This window comes from Lysinibacillus sphaericus, assembly GCF_005217585.1.
Classification (GTDB): domain Bacteria; phylum Bacillota; class Bacilli; order Bacillales_A; family Planococcaceae; genus Lysinibacillus; species Lysinibacillus sphaericus.
Genome location: NZ_SZPT01000002.1, coordinates 1890315 through 1907477, shown reverse-complemented (window position 1 = coordinate 1907477; position 17163 = coordinate 1890315). Strand labels below are relative to the sequence as shown.

Sequence of the window (17163 nt, the reverse complement as noted above, 5' to 3'; positions counted from 1 at the left end):
GTTGAGCAAGGAGGGATTTTTATGTTAAACGAATACAAGATTGTTAGATTTCCAAAACAAAATAGTATACTAGCCTTTGCTAGACTAGTAATCATTGCGATAGCTTTACAACTATGTATTTTATATATTCCATCATTAATAGGTTCTGCACAGCAAGCTATGAATCATCAACAAGAAAATGATTTTCGTATAAGAGTTATAGCAAATAGCAATACAACGAATGATCAACTAGAAAAAGAGCAACTTGTCAAAGACTTAAAGCCTTATTTATTAGAAGTAGGTGCTACTACAGATGTGGATAATGACAGCATTGCGACATTAAAAAAGAATATTGAAGCACAAATAAAAGAAAATTATCCACAATTGCATACACAAGTTGTACTTGGGGATAACTTATTTCCACCGAAAAGACAGGAAGCAATGTTTTACCCACAAAATATGTATCATTCAATTGTCGTGAAAATTGGTGATGCGCGTGGCGATAACTGGTGGTGCAGCATTTTCCCATCTATTTGTGAACCTGAACAAGAGGAAAAAAAGGAAGAAAAGAAAGAAGAAAAAGAACAAGTGACATTTTTTATTTGGGAATGGATTAAAGGAATTTTTGAGTAATTGTGCACAAATTCAGATAACTTATACACAATTATGGATAAGTTATAAACAAAATGTGGATAATTCAGAAAAAAACAACGATTGAAAGAAGGTTTTTCATATGGAAACCGTTTGCAAGATTGTGGACAGTAATGTGAATAGTCAAATAACTTATGCACAAGCTGTGGATATCTTAAATGCAGGAGAAGTTGTGGCATTTCCAACAGAAACGGTTTACGGTTTAGGGGCAGTGGCTACAAATGATGAAGCAGTCAAAAAGATTTTTAAGGCAAAAGGTCGACCATCCGATAACCCGCTTATAGTCCATATAGGAACGAAAGAGGAAGTTCACCTTTATATAGAACATATTTCTGAACTTGCAAAAAAATGTATGGATGTATTTTGGCCAGGGCCTCTTACACTGGTGATGCCAGTAAAACCAAATGCGCTAGCAGAAAGTGTGACAGCTGGCTTAAAAACAGTGGGCATTCGTATGCCTGATCATCCCGTTGCGTTAGCATTACTACAGCAAATACAAAAACCGCTAGCTGCACCAAGTGCGAATCGAAGCGGGAAACCAAGCCCAACAGAAGCGATACATGTAAAAGACGATTTAGAAGGGTACATACCGTATATTTTAGATGGTGGTCCAACAGGCATTGGCTTTGAATCAACTGTCCTTGATGTTACGCATGAACCACCCGTTATATTACGTCCAGGTGGCATTACAAAGGAAATGTTAGAGTCTGTAATCGGCCCAGTTATTCAACCGTCCAAAATAGAACAGACAATGGAAGAAACACCGAAAGCGCCAGGTATGAAGTACACGCATTATGCGCCCAATGCACCTGTCTACTTAATCGACTGTGATGACCAAAAAGTGCAACAAGCAATACAGCAACTTCAAGCACAGCAACATAAAGTAGCACTTCTAGCACCTGCTAGCTTTGAGCATATTAAAACGGATTTTTATTTTTCAATCGGTGAAGCAGGTAGCAAAGAAGAGATGGGTGCGTCTTTATACCATGCGTTACGTGCTTGCGATAAAACAGAAGCTACCATTATATTAGCGACGACAACATCCACTGAAGGTGTAGGTGCCGCCATTATGAACAGACTCGAAAAAGCCGCGGGCGGTAAATGGTATACACGTTAACATTGGAATGCATCGAGACTCTACTGGCGATTGGTGAGAATTTCGTGGCGATGCGCCGAGTTTTCATCGCGACAAGCAAGAATTTACCAGAGATATCCACAAGTTTACCCGTAATATGAAAGCATCAAGGAAGTTCGTTCTTGATGCTTTTTTTGATATGGACATTATTGATAATACTGTATTTTCGAGCATAAAATGATAAAATATTAGAAAGCGAAGGAGTGCATTCTTGCAGGGGATTCTTGCAGGTATTTTAACGTCTGTAGATGTCATCGGGTTATTTGTATTAATTCCAAATGTTAGATATCGCTTGTTTTTGGCAGTGTGGACAGCCACGTTACATATGCTTTTTCCACTGCTCGGCTTTGAATTAGGAAGCTACTTAGTGCGTTTTTTGTTAGAATGGGGACAATGGATTTCTAGTATTTTATTATTTAGTATTGGCCTCCATTTACTGTTGTCTTCTCACAAAAATGAGAAAATAACCATTTCACCCGTTTTATTAGCTGTGACTGCTAGCCTAGATACCTTTTCAGTGAGTGTTTCTTTTGGTATGCTTAACTTAGAAAAAACAATTTTTATAATTAGTGCTGGATTGAGTGCTTTTATTTGTTCTTATGGGTCTTTAGTTTTAGCACGCAGAAGTCAGGTTTTTTTTGGAAATAAAATTCAAATAATTGCAGGCATTATTTTTATCATTATGAGTATCCTTGCAATTAAAAAATAAATAAGGAAGGTGATAAGTGTGAATATATTATTTGTATGTACTGGGAATACTTGTCGCAGTCCGATGGCAGAGGCCATTTTAAAACAGAAACAACTCGCCGATGTTAATGTTCGTTCAGCTGGAATTTATGCAATGCCGAACGCCGAAATGTCTGCACATGCACAGCAAGTTTTACATGAGGCGAATATAGCTCATCAGCATTTAGCTACACAACTATCCATAGCAGAAGTGGAGTGGGCCGATCTCGTTTTAACGATGACCACAGCACATAAAGATACCATCATTGCTAACTATCCACATACGGAAGAAAAAGTTTTTACATTGAAGGAATATACGAGTGAAGGAAGCTATGAAAATGTTGTAGATCCTTACGGTGGAAGTAAAGTAATTTATGAGGAAACCTTTGCAGAATTACAGGAACTAGTTGAACGATTAGTAAAAATACTTGAGAAGAATTGAGGGGCACTATGAAAAAACAGTTTGGCTTACGACTTAAACTAGTATTATTTGTAAGTATACTTGCACTAATCACATATAGTATAAGCTTTATCTTCATTGAATTTATACAACCTACTGTTTTCCCGGAAACCAATCGTAAGCTATTTGAAGTGATTACTTATTTATTAGGGATTACTTGGTCAGGTATTTTAGCTGCAATTTTCAGTGTTATTTTAATCAAGCCATTACAGCAGCTTGAATATTCTGCTACACGTGTTGCAGAAGGTAAAATTGGACAGGATGTAGTGATGCCGAAAACAAATGATGAGATTCGTTCAGTCGCTATAGCATTCCAACAAATGGTGTTAAATTTACGACATATGGTAGAAAGCATCGATCAAAACTTCCAACAAACAAATCAATCTATTATTAAGCTTTCCGATGAAACCGCTGTTGCTACAAAGAAAGCAGACGGTATTGCGGTGACAGTGAGACATATTTCCGAAGGCGCCGAAGCGTCAGCTACAGCGGTACAAGATACGGCAGAAGCAATTGAAGATGTGCGAGCATTAGCAACTGAAGTCAATACGAGAGCTGAACAGTCTGCAACACAATCGAAAGAGATTTTACATAATTTAACTAATACAACAAAAGCGATTGAAACGTTAGTCAACAGCATTCAACAAATTGCAGCAGGCAACAACGAAGCGTTGGAAAGTATTCGTACATTGGAAGACAATGCGGGACAAGTTGAACGGATTATTAGTTTAGTAGGGGATATTGCTGCACAAACTAATTTACTAGCGTTAAATGCATCCATTGAAGCTGCTCGTGCAGGAGAACACGGAAAAGGCTTTGCGGTTGTAGCAGAAGAAGTTCGTGGCTTAGCGGATGAAAGTGCAAAAGCAGTACAGGGCATTACATCTCTAATCCAATCCATGCAACAAAATGTCGAGATTGTCGTGAAGCAAATGAATCAACAGGTAGCATTTGCAACAAAAGAAGCAGCACGCGTATCAGAGACAACGACAGCTGTTGAAGGAATGTCCTCTAGTGTGCATGAAATGGCAGACGCAATTGTCGAGATTTCTTCATTAATAGAAAAACAAATGCACAATATCGAAACAACTGCTCGACAATCACAAGAAGTAGCAGCAATTGCACAAGAAACATCAGCAGGTGCTCAGGAAGTTAGCAGTGCAACAGAAGAACAAGCTTATGCAATCGAGCAGGTTGAACAACTTGCGCAAGATTTAAAAAAGCAATCTGAAGCGCTTCATAAAATGATTCAACAATTTGATAGACAAGCATAGAAAATTAGACTGTGGACAAGCTTAAAAAGCATGCCCACAGTTTTTTATTTTATCTGGCATGGACGATAATGGGGTCTTTTGGAAAAGATATCAAAATAGTTTGTCCACCGTAATAGAAAAAACAGACAAACTTCAGAAGAGGGAATATTAGAACAAAAGACCATTATCCGAATTTATTAACAGGATATTCACATTATCCACAAAAAAAAGACCTAAAAATGAACGTTTTTTAATCAACTTACAAGAAACGTTCGTCTTTTAGGAGAAATCAGCATAAAAATGCAACAAAAATCATGTTATTCTAGGGAGAGAAGTGGTAAACTAATGTTGACTATATTTCGAAATGAGGGAACCCAGTGAGAATAGCAATTTCTTCTGATCACGGAGGCAATAATTTACGTCGTGAGATTATGCAACTGTTAGATGAGCTAAATATTAGCTACGAAGATTTTGGTCCACAATCTGCGGATTCAGTAGACTATCCTGATTATGCAAAGCCAGTTTCTGAAGGTGTTGCTAGCGGGGAATTTGATAAAGGCATTTTAATTTGTGGAACAGGGATTGGCATGTCCATCGCTGCGAACAAAGTAAAAGGTATTCGTTGTGCTTTAGTACACGATGTATTTAGTGCAAAGGCAACTCGTTGCCATAATGATTCAAATATTTTAGCAATGGGTGAGCGCGTCATTGGTCCTGGCCTTGCACGTGAAATCGCTAAAACATGGCTTGAAACAGATTTTGAAGGCGGTCGCCATACACGCCGCGTAGAAAAAATCGCTGAATTAGAACAATAAACAATACGCTTTTTCAGTCGTGGTCACAATAGCAAATAGGCAGTGGCAGCATATGCTGTCACTTTGCCCTATGCCATTGTACGGCTTAGCGTAAGGAAAAGACATCAATAAAAGGGGCTGAGCTTAATGGTTGTGCAACAAATACAAACGCAATTGACTCAGTTACTCAGTGATTTCGAAGAGCAAGTAGTGTTGCGACCAAAGACTATTTTTGTCGTAGGCTGCTCTACGTCTGAAGTGATTGGTCAGAAAATTGGCACAGCGGGTGCGTTGGAAACAGCACAAGCGATTTTCGAGCCGTTGCAAGCATTTGCAAAGAAACATCAGCTATATCTAGCATTCCAAGGCTGTGAGCATATCAATCGTGCAATTACGATGGAAGCTTCAGTTGCAGAACAGTTTGGCTATGAACCAGTAGCAGTCATACCTGTTCGTACTGCAGGCGGGTCAATGTCAGCTTATGCGTATACAAAATTGGAAAACCCAGTTGTTGTAGAGGCGATACGTGCACATGCAGGTATTGACATAGGACAAACGCTAATTGGTATGCATTTAAAGGAAGTAGCTGTTCCAGTTCGTACATCCATACGAACAGTAGGGGAAGCAATTGTCACAGTAGCAACAACACGTCCAAAGCTAATTGGTGGCGAACGTGCTGTATATAAATAACACTACTTCTGTTGTCAGAGGTACAGGTAAATAACGATAATACTTAGGAGGCTTTTTCAAACATGGCATACGAAAAATTAGCAGTACAAGACAAAGCAGTATTAGATGGGATTTTAGCAGAGAAAAAACGTCAACAAGCGAATATCGAGTTAATTGCATCTGAAAACTTTGTATCTGAAGCAGTAATGGAAGCACAAGGTTCAGTTCTTACTAACAAATATGCTGAAGGTTATCCGGGAAAACGTTACTATGGTGGCTGTGAGCACGTAGACGTAGTTGAAGATATTGCACGTGACCGTGTGAAAGAAATCTTCGGTGCAGAATATGCTAACGTACAACCACACTCTGGTGCACAAGCGAATATGGCTGTATACCATACAATTTTAGAACCAGGCGATACAGTGCTAGGGATGAACCTATCTCATGGCGGTCACTTAACACATGGATCTCCTGTAAACTTCTCAGGCGTGCTTTACAATTTCGTTGAATACGGTGTAACAGAAGATACACATGTAATTGACTACGAAGATGTTCGTCAAAAAGCATTAGCACATAAACCAAAACTAATTGTAGCGGGTGCATCTGCATATCCACGCGAAATTGATTTCGCTAAATTCCGTGAAATTGCCGATGAAGTAGGAGCTTACTTTATGGTTGATATGGCACACATCGCAGGTCTTGTAGCTGCTGGAGAGCACCAATCACCAATTCCTTACGCTGATTTTGTTACATCGACTACACATAAAACATTACGTGGCCCACGTGGTGGTTTAATTCTTGCATCTAAAGAATGGGAGCAAAAATTAAATAAATCTGTATTCCCAGGTATCCAAGGCGGACCACTTATGCACGTAATCGCTGCAAAAGCAGTAGCATTTGGCGAAGCTTTACAACCTGAGTTCAAAGAATATGCCAAACAAATTAAAGCAAATGCACGCGCTTTAGCAGACGTGCTAATCGCTGAAGGTGTAGAAATCGTTTCGGGTGGCACAGATAATCACTTATTACTATTAAACGTAAAATCTCTTGGCTTAACTGGTAAAGTAGCAGAGCATGCACTAGATGAAGTAGGTATTACAACAAACAAAAACACAATCCCTTACGATACAGAATCTCCATTTGTTACTTCTGGTATCCGTATTGGTACACCTGCTGTAACATCTCGTGGCTTTAAAGAAGAAGATATGAAAGAAGTCGGCGCTATTATTGCAGCTGTACTTAAAAACCCTGAAGATGAAGCGGTGAAAGCTGAAGCAAAAGAGCGCGTAAAAGCTTTAACTGACAAACATCCATTATACGCATAATCATTATTGCGAAAAGGCTGTGACTAAAGTGTAAAGTTCACTTTAGCCACGGCCTTTTTGTTTATATATCTGCAATAATCACTTTTTTGCTACCCAAAAAATAAAATCATCTTATTTATGGGTTTTTTTACATAAATATATAATAAAAGGGTATATTGTATTCACTAAGGACAACTAATGTCCTGAAAAGGATAATATTTTTTTATAAAAGTGACAATTTATTGAATTTTTATGTACAATATATAATGAAGTTATAGTTGGTGGATAGAGACGGGAGGGGTTGGATGGTTACTAAATCTATGGATATACACAATAGTATATTATTAACGACAATTCGTAACTTAGGTGAACAATCAAAAGAAAGCTACGTTATTTTAGATGCTAAAACAAATTGTATACTAGAATGCAATGAATCTTTTTGCATGCTAATAAATGCAAGTCATACAGAGATTCTCAAAAAAGATTATTTTGAGATGCTTTCAAATCAGTTACAAACGACAACAGTTGAAATGATAACAGAGAAAATACATAGTGGAGCAATGGTGACAGCAAAGTTGCATCACCATCGCTTTGAAAAGCCGCCATTTTGGGCCGAGATGCAGACCCTTCCTTTTCAAAGTCATAATAATGAAACTTTATTTGTGTTAGTACTTGTAAAGGATATAACGTATTATCATACAGAAGATTTTATAATGCAATTAGAGAGAGCCATCTACGAAGCGATAGAAAAAGACGAGCCATTTTACAAAAAAATGGACACTATTTGTAGCGGCATAGATGAATTTTTTATTCCATTTGTCTTTAGTACAATACTTATTAAAACAGAATCCAATCAACTTCAAGTGTTTACTTCTAATAGGATGCGTGACCATGTACCACAATTTTGTGAGATGAACGACTTTTATAGACAGGTGATGCAACAGGGATCGACGATAATTACAAATAACTTAGAAGATATTGCTATTCCAATAGAGTTTAAACGTTTTGCCAATACAACAAATAAACAAATTGGATGGTTTGTCCCTATTCGTAATCAGAAGCAACAAGCGATTGGCTTGTTTATGATATTTTCGCAATATTCAAGCGAAAGTACATTGTTTAATAAGTTGTTTGAAAAAATAGGTGCACTTGTTGCATTAGCATTTACGTATGCAAAAACACAAAGAAAGATATGGGATTTAGCCTATAAGGATATTACAACGGGTTTGCCGAATCGACATAGTTTTTTAAATAAGATTGAACAGGAAGAACAACGTGGGCATATTGGCTTTATCAAAATAATACAACCTAGTGAATTCCATCAAGTCGTTGAATTATACGGTCGAGAAGCGGGCGACGAGTTATTAAGGCAAGTTGCTCGACGCCTCCAAGAACATAAAACCGAAATTAATGAATATATTGCTCGATTTACAAGTTCGAGTCTTATTATTTCTCAAGTTACACATAAAGAAGAATTCAGTGACTATGAACAACGCATCAAAGAATTAACACGCCAGCCCTTTATAATAAACGGTAAGCACATTTATATTACGTTAAAAACTGGAATTTCTTATTTTGATAAAGCAATAAAAATTGCTGATGCCATCCGATTTGCTGATAATGCACTATCTTATGCAGCTAACAAACCAGGCACACATATGGAAATATTCACAAAAGAACGCAACGATTTACTAGAGCAACAAATGACTGTTCTAAATCATTTATCACAAGCACTTAAAAATAAAGAAATTTCTGTAAATCTACAACCGAAAGTAGATTTACGAACGGGTGAAATTCAAAGTATTGAAGCTTTAGCTCGTTGGCATTCACCTATTCTCGGCTTTGTATCGCCGGCTATGTTTATACCAGTTGCAGAAAATGCAGGTAAGGTTCGTGAGATTGATAGTCAAGTGTTAGAGATAGTACTTGCATGGCTAGCAGAGCGGCAACAATTAGGCAAGAAGCTGGTGAAAGTTGCAGTCAATATTTCGCCAGATCATTTTTACTATCTTCATTTTGTAAGGGATATCCGCCAGCTCGTTGAAAAATATAAAATTGATCCAAGCAATATTATTTTAGAGGTAACTGAAAATATCGGTTTAGTCGATTTCCAAACTGCATTCACCATTATCAAAGAATTAAAAAGCTATGGCTTTCAAACATCGGTGGATGATTTCGGGACAGGCTTTTCCTCGCTGAGCTATTTGCAACGATTACCGTTCACAGAGTTAAAGATTGATCGCAGTTTTATTAATGACATAAAAGATGCGGCAACATTAGCCATTGTACGTTCCATCATTCAGCTAGCTTTAAATTTAGGCATGACATCTGTTGCGGAAGGAATAGAAAATGAGGAACAGGTTGAGATTTTACGAGCGCTAGGTTGTACAGTCGGACAAGGTTACTTCTATTATAAACCAATGTCAATTGCACAACTTGATACGATACTTGATGTATAATTAGCTTGTATATGTAGCAAACACTCTAGAAAAGGGCATATCTCGAATTTAATTTTGAGACAGTTGATATTTTCTGTTATACTAGTTGAGATAAAAATCAATCCGAACGGTTAGGAGAGAACCCCTTTGAGCAAAGTATACGTATTTGATCATCCACTAATCCAACACAAGTTAACTTATATTCGTGATAAAAATACAGGAACTAAAGAATTTCGTGAGCTAGTTGATGAGGTAGCAACATTAATGGCATTCGAAATTACGCGAGATATGCCTGTAGAAGAAATTGAAATTGAAACACCTGTAACCATTGCAAAAACAAAAGTTCTTTCTGGGAAAAAACTTGCTATCGTACCGATTTTACGCGCAGGAATCGGCATGGTAGACGGTGTATTAAAACTTATTCCAGCTGCTAAAGTTGGTCATATCGGTCTTTATCGTGACCCAGAAACATTAAAACCTGTTGAGTACTATGCAAAATTGCCTGCAGATGTTGAAGAACGTGACTTCATTATTGTAGACCCAATGCTTGCTACGGGTGGTTCAGCAGTGGAAGCTATCAACTCACTGAAAAAACGCGGTGCGAAAAGCATTAAATTTATGTGTTTAATTGCTGCGCCTGAAGGTGTAAAAGTGATTCAAGACGAACATCCTGATGTGGATATCTATATTGCAGCACTTGACGAAAAGTTAAATGACCATGGCTACATTGTTCCAGGTTTAGGTGATGCTGGAGACCGTTTATTCGGTACAAAATAATATTGCGTGTATTGCTTACGAAGTAATATCGTTTTATAAACAGCAACTTTATAGCACTTGAAAGCGTCCTTCAGTACTGAAGGACGTTTCATAGTATGTTTGGGCAATTCATCCCCCCGAACTTGGCACTTCAAGGTGAAGAAGGGGCATTGCTTTAAAACGTACAATATAACCAAAGGACGGTGCAAATCGTTTTGACGAAAAAATGGAAAGTGATGACGATTTTCGGTACAAGACCAGAGGCGATTAAAATGGCCCCGCTTGTATTGGAATTACAAAAGCATCCCGAGCAAGTGGAATCGATTGTGACTGTAACAGCACAACATCGCCAAATGCTTGACCAAGTATTAGAAACATTTAAGATTACGCCAGACTACGATTTAAATATTATGAAGGATCGTCAAACACTGATTGATGTGACAACAAATGCTTTACAAGGCTTAGATAAAGTTATGAAAGAAGCGCAACCTGATATTGTCTTAGTGCATGGAGATACGGCTACAACATTCATTGCAAGTTTAGCAGCATTTTATAATCAAATTGCCATTGGTCATGTTGAAGCGGGTTTACGTACATGGAATAAATATTCGCCTTATCCAGAGGAAATGAATCGTCAGTTGACAGGTGTCATGGCCGATTTACACTTCGCACCAACTGAAGTATCGAAGAAAAACCTATTGGACGAAAATAAAAATCCAAATACGATTTATGTAACGGGCAATACAGCTATTGATGCATTAGCTACAACGGTGAGTGAACATTATACACATCCAGTGTTAGAGAAAATAGCAAATGACCGCATGATCTTATTAACAGCACATCGTCGTGAAAATTTAGGCGAACCAATGCGCCATATGTTCCGAGCAATTACTCGACTGCTGGCGGAGCATGAGGATGTTCAGGTTGTTTATCCGGTGCATATGAATCCAGCTGTTCGAGAAATTGCCAACGAAATATTAGGTGATAATAAACGTGTGCATTTAATTGAACCGCTTGAAGTTTTTGATTTCCATAACTTCGCTGCTAATTCGTATATGATTTTAACGGATTCTGGCGGTGTACAAGAGGAAGCACCATCATTAGGCAAGCCAGTTCTAGTGCTACGTGATACAACAGAGCGTCCAGAAGGTATTGCTGCTGGAACTTTGAAACTAGCAGGTACAGAAGAGGAAACAATTTATTCTCTAGCAAAAGAATTACTAGAGGATAAAGAAGCATACGAAGCTATGGCAAAAGCCTCTAATCCTTATGGAGATGGGCATGCTTCACAGCGTATTGTGGAAGCGCTCTTAGATTTTTTACAAAAAAGCAAGTAATACACCATTCTTAGTTCGAAAAATGAGTAAATAGAACTAATGGTAAATGCGTCGCTAATTTACGAGCATATTTATGTCGTAAATTAGCTTTTTTTTGCATTATTCCGAAAAAACTTTTGGAATCTATGAAAGTTTATACACAAATTTGTCAACAATTTGACAAGAGTATAGTGGCTGTGAAGTTTTTCTCCTTTACTAATTGACTTCAAATATCACCTATTGTATGCTTACAAAGGGTAAGAATGATAAGGGTTTCTATTCGTTGATAGACGTTGAAACACTTGTTATATCAAGTTTCTACTAAATTGACAGTACAAACCATCACTGTCGATTTGCAACGTTTTGTGCGTTTCGGTTTTATACCGAATAAGTATGGGGTGTAAGGCATTATTAGGGATTTACACCTGTAATTTCAAATGACGTCCCCATTACTATTCCGCTGTGAGTAGTGTTTTTCACTGCTCTTTTCTGATTTCACAAAGTGGTCAGCAAACGTTTTCTTTACTCGAAAAAATGATTCAGGAGACTACAAACCAATGCTAGATTTGCATCACATTTTTGCTGTGCAGAAGAGAGCGTTATTTTTTTTGCTCGCACTTTGCGCATTAGGCTGGGGCTTTACGTCCTATCAAACTGTTTTTGCGGGCATCGCAATCGGTGCATTTTTTGGTACGTATAATTTTTGGATTTTAGTTCGCCGTATGGAGAAGTTTGATCGTTCCATTAGTGAAGGGAAGAAAATAGGTTCACTTGGTACAGCACTTCGTTTTGGATCAGGTGTAGCGGCAGTTGCTATAGCCATTTCGTTGCCAAACTATTTTCACTTAATTAGCACGGTCATAGGGCTAATGATTCCGTACGTTTTTCTCTTTGTCGAGAGAATTGTATCTCATGTAAGGAACCACTAATGTGCTTTATTAGAAAGAGAGGTGAAAAATAACAATGAATCATGAAGCTCCGTTAGTAACCATTGGATTTTTAACATTTAACTTATCTACAGTTATGATGTTACTAGTTGCAGCTACTATCGTATTTTTAATCGCAGTTATTTCAACTAGAAACTTAAAGTTAAAACCAACTGGTATGCAAAACTTTATGGAATGGATTATGGATTTCGTAAAGAATATCATTCAAAGCAACATGGACTGGAAAACGGGTGGACGATTCCACATTCTAGGTATCACACTTATTATGTTTATCGCAGTATCTAACTTATTAGGTCTTCCATTCTCTATCATCTATGACCATCAACTTTGGTGGAAATCGCCAACAGCTGACCCAACGGTTACAATGACTCTTGCAGCGATGATTTTAGTATTAACGCAATACTATGGTATCAAAATGAAGGGTACAGGCCATTATGTTGGTACATTCTTCAAACCAATGTCATTTATGTTCCCGTTAAAAATCATTGAAGAGTTTGCAAACACTTTAACATTAGGTCTGCGTCTTTACGGTAATATTTATGCAGGTGAAATTTTACTTGCATTAATCGCAGGATTAGCCGTATCAGGACCAATCGGGTTCGTAGGGGCAATTGTTCCTATGATGGCATGGCAAGGTTTCTCTATTTTCATCGGCTTTATCCAAGCCTTTATCTTCACAATGTTAACAATGGTTTACATGGCTCATAAAGTGAGCGATGACCATTAATATAAAGCATAAATTTTATGCTTGAACCAAAAAAACAAACAATTCCAAGGAGGAAATTTAAAAATGACAGGTTCATTAGGTTTATTAGCAGCAGCAATCGCAATCGGTTTAGGTGCACTTGGTGCAGGTATTGGTAACGGTCTTATCGTATCAAAAACAGTTGAAGGTATCGCTCGCCAACCAGAAGCTCGTGGCGTTCTTCAAACTACTATGTTCATCGGGGTTGCATTAGTTGAAGCCTTACCGATCATCGCAGTAGTAGTAGCATTCATCGTAATGAACAAATAATTCAGTTGTATACTGAATTTTACTAGTGGCGAAGCAGGATTCACCAGATGAAACTTCGCCCTTCATTTTGGAACTGATAAAAGCTATGTGCAAATATAGCTTTTTAAAATAGGTAAGTTTTTTAAGTATTACAAACTATTATGTTGAAGTTAAAGCTCTTGAAGGGAGTGAAACAATCGTGTTTTTAGACAATCTTGTACTTGGTGCAGGTGGAGGATTCAATGGTGGAGATATCGTCTCAACATTAGTCATCTTCTTAGTATTAATGCTTCTTCTTAAAAAGTTCGCTTGGGGTCCATTAATGGGCATCATGCAACAACGTGAAGAATTAGTAGCAAGTGAAATCGAAGCAGCTGAAAAAGCGCGCAAAGATTCGCACAAATTTTTAGAAGAACAAAAAAGTCTTCTTAAAGAAGCTCGTACGGAAGCACAATCGATTGTTGAGGGTGCTAAGAAGCAAGGCGAAATGCAAAAAGAAGAAATTCTTACAGCAGCTCGCAACGAAGCTAACCGCTTAAAAGAATCGGCTTTACGTGAAATCGAGTCTGAAAAAGAAAAAGCGATCGCAGCTGTACGTGATGAAGTCGTTTCATTATCTGTACTTGCAGCATCTAAAGTCCTTAGCAAAGAGATTTCTGAGGCAGACAACCGTGCTCTAATTGAAGAGACGATTGCGAAGGCAGGGGAAGCTCAATGAGTAATTCAACTGTAGCTAAGCGTTACGCTCAAGCTCTTTTTGAACTTGCGCAACAAAAAAATATTCTTGCTGAAGTTGGGGCAGACTTAAACGAGTTAACAAAAGTTGTAAATGAATCTCCTGATTTTTTAACACTTTTAAATGCGCCTAAGTTCTCTATCGAACGCAAGAAACAAATGGTTGCTGAAATCTTTGCAAGTGCAACGCCAGAAGTTTTACACACAGTTCAACTACTTGTTGAGAAAAAGCGTGTAAACGAAGTGAAGCTTATTGCGAATGCGTATGCTGAACTTGCTGCACAAGCACAAGGTTCTGCAGATGCAACTGTATTCTCAACTCGTGCACTTTCTGCTGAAGAAAGCGCTAAAATTTCTGCAGCATTCGCTAAACTTGTTGGGAAACAATCATTAAACATTACAAACGAAATCGATCCATCATTATTAGGTGGTATTCGTGTTCAAATCGGTAACCATATTTATGACAGCTCAGTAGTGAACAAGCTAGAGCGTCTAAAACGTGAATTAATCGGTTAATAATTTAGAAATGTGAGAGGTGACATACATGGGCATCAAGGCTGAAGAAATCAGCAGTCTGATTAAACAACAGATTGAGAATTATGAATCTGAACTTAAAGTAAGCGAAGTTGGTACAGTTATCCGTATTGGTGACGGTATCGCTCTTGCTCATGGCCTCGACAACGCCATGGCTGGAGAGCTTTTAGAGTTCTCTAACGGTGTTATGGGTATGGCTCAAAACCTAGAAGAAGGTAACGTTGGTATCGTAATCTTAGGTCCATACACAGACATCAAAGAAGGCGATGAAGTTCGTCGTACAGGTCGTATTATGGAAGTACCAGTTGGTGAAGAACTAATTGGTCGTGTTGTAAATCCACTAGGTCAACCAGTGGACGGACAAGGTCCAATCAACACAACAAAATCTCGTCCAATCGAAAGCCCAGCTTTCGGTGTAATGGCTCGTAAATCAGTACATGAACCACTACAAACTGGTATTAAAGCGATTGACGCACTTGTACCAATCGGTCGTGGTCAACGTGAGTTAATCATCGGTGACCGCCAAGTTGGTAAAACATCTGTAGCGATCGATACAATCCTTAACCAAGGTGACCAAAACATGATCTGTATCTATGTTGCTATTGGTCAAAAAGAATCTACTGTACGTGGTGTAGTAGAAACACTTCGTAAACATGGCGCTTTAGATTATACAATCGTTGTGACAGCTTCTGCTTCTCAACCAGCTCCATTATTATTCTTAGCACCATTCGCTGGTGTATCTATGGCTGAAGAATTCATGTTACAAGGTAAACACGTTTTAATCGTGTATGATGATCTTTCTAAACAAGCATCAGCTTACCGTGAACTTTCACTTCTTCTTCGCCGTCCTCCAGGTCGTGAAGCTTACCCTGGTGACGTTTTCTACTTACACAGCCGCTTATTAGAACGTGCTGCGAAGTTAAATGAAACATATCAAAATGGTTCAATTACAGCTCTTCCATTCGTTGAGACACAAGCTGGGGATATCTCTGCATACATCCCAACTAACGTAATCTCAATCACTGATGGACAAATTTTCTTACAATCTGACTTATTCAACTCAGGTGTACGTCCAGCGATTAACGCCGGTCTTTCTGTATCACGTGTAGGTGGATCTGCTCAAATTAAAGCGATGAAAAAAGTTGCGGGTACACTACGTCTTGACTTAGCTGCATTCCGTGAGCTTGAATCTTTCGCTCAATTCGGTTCAGATTTAGATAAAATCACACTTGCTAAACTTGAGCGTGGTAAACGTACGGTTGAAGTTCTTAAACAAGACCTAAACAAACCACTTAAAGTTGAAAAACAAGTTGCAATCCTTTACGCATTAACTAAAGGTCACTTAGATGATATTCCAGTTCAAGATATCGTTCGTTTTGAAAGTGAATTCTTAAGCTGGTTAGATACAAACCACACAAACGTTTTAGATCACGTTCGTACTACTAAAGAACTTGCTCCTGATGCGGAATACGTAGCAGCTTTAACTGACTTCAAAAAAACTTTCGCTAAATCAGAATAAGCAAGAAAAATAGTCGCTTGATTAAAAACAAAAGGTGGTGAAATACCAGTGGTAAACTTACGCGAAATAAAAGGTCGTATTAATTCTACAAAGAGTACGAAACAAATTACGAAAGCGATGCAGATGGTTTCTTCTTCAAAGTTACGTCGTGCAGAGCAAAATGCTAAAGCTTACGTTCCTTACATGGAAAAAATTCAAGACGTAGTAGGCGCTATCGCATCAGGTACAAAAGACAGTGGACATCCAATGTTAACTGCTCGTCCTGTTAAAAGAACAGCTTACTTAGTCATTGGTTCTGACCGTGGTCTTGCAGGTGCTTACAACTCAAGTATCCTACGTCAAGTACAACGTACAATCAACGAGCGTCATAAATCAAAAGACGAATACGTGATTTTAGCAGTAGGTCGTGTTGTTCGTGATTACTTTGTGAAACGTGATCATAATGTTATTAGCAGTGTTGTTGCTCTTCCTGACCAACCATCATTCGCTGATATTAAAGAAATCGCTCGTAATGCTGTTGGTATGTTCATTGACGGTACGTATGATGAACTTTATATGTACTACAATCACTTTGTTAGTGCTATCGCTAACGAAGTGACAGAGAAAAAACTTCTTCCATTAACTGATATTGCACCTGCAAGCAGCAATGCTTCTTATGAATTCGAGCCATCTGGTGAGGCAATTCTTGAAGTATTACTTCCACAATATGCGGAAAGCCTTGTTTACGGCGCATTATTAGATGGAAAAGCAAGTGAACATGCTTCTCGTATGACTGCTATGAAAAATGCAACTGATAACGCATCTGATCTTATCGGAGATCTTTCATTGCAATATAACCGTGCACGTCAAGCAGCTATTACACAAGAAATTACAGAAATCGTTGGTGGGGCTGCAGCCTTAGAATAGGCTCAGCTCACCAATGTCGTATAAGAATACGATAGGAGGGTACACAG

General features: G+C 38.2%; 18 protein-coding genes. All 18 read left to right on the top strand.

Annotated features, from left to right (window positions below):
* Window positions 1-21: 21 nt before the first annotated feature.
* Window positions 22-612, top strand: coding sequence for a stage II sporulation protein R (locus FC748_RS14570; RefSeq protein ID WP_108030613.1), 591 nt, complete (start codon window positions 22-24; stop codon window positions 610-612).
* Between the two features lie 100 nt (window positions 613-712).
* Window positions 713-1747 carry an L-threonylcarbamoyladenylate synthase gene (locus tag FC748_RS14565; protein ID WP_024362890.1) on the top strand — a complete coding sequence of 345 codons (1035 nt, stop codon included), beginning with the start codon at window positions 713-715 and terminating at the stop codon, window positions 1745-1747.
* Between the two features lie 229 nt (window positions 1748-1976).
* Window positions 1977-2474 (top strand): manganese efflux pump MntP, encoded by a 498-nt coding sequence (locus FC748_RS14560; RefSeq protein WP_024362891.1) that lies wholly within the window; start codon window positions 1977-1979, stop codon window positions 2472-2474.
* 18 nt (window positions 2475-2492) lie between these two features.
* Complete coding sequence (locus tag FC748_RS14555) at window positions 2493-2933, top strand: low molecular weight protein arginine phosphatase (RefSeq protein WP_108030612.1); 441 nt, start codon at window positions 2493-2495, stop codon at window positions 2931-2933.
* Between the two features lie 8 nt (window positions 2934-2941).
* Entirely contained in the window at window positions 2942-4225 is a 1284-nt protein-coding gene (locus tag FC748_RS14550) for a methyl-accepting chemotaxis protein (RefSeq protein WP_108030611.1), read from the top strand.
* A 356-nt stretch (window positions 4226-4581) separates the two neighbouring features.
* The gene (gene rpiB, locus FC748_RS14545) at window positions 4582-5019 is read left to right on the top strand and encodes a ribose 5-phosphate isomerase B (RefSeq protein WP_024362894.1); all 438 of its coding nucleotides are present in this window, start codon (window positions 4582-4584) and stop codon (window positions 5017-5019) included.
* Between the two features lie 126 nt (window positions 5020-5145).
* Window positions 5146-5688: a TIGR01440 family protein gene (locus FC748_RS14540; protein WP_108030610.1), complete on the top strand. Its 543-nt coding sequence runs from the start codon at window positions 5146-5148 to the stop codon at window positions 5686-5688.
* Between the two features lie 62 nt (window positions 5689-5750).
* The gene (gene glyA, locus FC748_RS14535) at window positions 5751-6992 is read left to right on the top strand and encodes a serine hydroxymethyltransferase (protein WP_024362896.1); all 1242 of its coding nucleotides are present in this window, start codon (window positions 5751-5753) and stop codon (window positions 6990-6992) included.
* Between the two features lie 284 nt (window positions 6993-7276).
* Entirely contained in the window at window positions 7277-9430 is a 2154-nt protein-coding gene (locus FC748_RS14530; RefSeq protein WP_108030609.1) for an EAL domain-containing protein, read from the top strand.
* Window positions 9431-9556: 126 nt separating this feature from the next.
* On the top strand, window positions 9557-10186 hold the full coding sequence (gene upp / locus FC748_RS14525) for a uracil phosphoribosyltransferase (protein WP_024362898.1): 630 nt from the start codon (window positions 9557-9559) through the stop codon (window positions 10184-10186).
* A gap of 194 nt (window positions 10187-10380) precedes the next feature.
* Entirely contained in the window at window positions 10381-11502 is a 1122-nt protein-coding gene (gene wecB / locus FC748_RS14520; RefSeq protein ID WP_024362899.1) for a non-hydrolyzing UDP-N-acetylglucosamine 2-epimerase, read from the top strand.
* Window positions 11503-12038: 536 nt separating this feature from the next.
* Window positions 12039-12410 (top strand): ATP synthase subunit I, encoded by a 372-nt coding sequence (locus FC748_RS14515; RefSeq protein WP_024362900.1) that lies wholly within the window; start codon window positions 12039-12041, stop codon window positions 12408-12410.
* Between the two features lie 34 nt (window positions 12411-12444).
* Window positions 12445-13155, top strand: a complete 711-nt coding sequence (atpB, locus tag FC748_RS14510) for a F0F1 ATP synthase subunit A (protein WP_024362901.1) — start codon at window positions 12445-12447, stop codon at window positions 13153-13155.
* Between the two features lie 63 nt (window positions 13156-13218).
* Window positions 13219-13443, top strand: coding sequence for a F0F1 ATP synthase subunit C (gene atpE, locus FC748_RS14505; RefSeq protein WP_004269474.1), 225 nt, complete (start codon window positions 13219-13221; stop codon window positions 13441-13443).
* Between the two features lie 178 nt (window positions 13444-13621).
* On the top strand, window positions 13622-14140 hold the full coding sequence (gene atpF / locus FC748_RS14500) for a F0F1 ATP synthase subunit B (protein WP_024362902.1): 519 nt from the start codon (window positions 13622-13624) through the stop codon (window positions 14138-14140).
* On the top strand, window positions 14137-14673 hold the full coding sequence (locus FC748_RS14495) for a F0F1 ATP synthase subunit delta (protein ID WP_024362903.1): 537 nt from the start codon (window positions 14137-14139) through the stop codon (window positions 14671-14673). The genes atpF and FC748_RS14495 overlap by 4 nt, the downstream gene beginning before the upstream one ends.
* Window positions 14674-14701: 28 nt before the next feature.
* Window positions 14702-16210 carry a F0F1 ATP synthase subunit alpha gene (gene atpA, locus FC748_RS14490; RefSeq protein WP_024362904.1) on the top strand — a complete coding sequence of 503 codons (1509 nt, stop codon included), beginning with the start codon at window positions 14702-14704 and terminating at the stop codon, window positions 16208-16210.
* Window positions 16211-16258: 48 nt separating this feature from the next.
* The gene (gene atpG, locus FC748_RS14485; protein WP_024362905.1) at window positions 16259-17116 is read left to right on the top strand and encodes an ATP synthase F1 subunit gamma; all 858 of its coding nucleotides are present in this window, start codon (window positions 16259-16261) and stop codon (window positions 17114-17116) included.
* The last annotated feature ends 47 nt before the right edge of the window (window positions 17117-17163 follow it).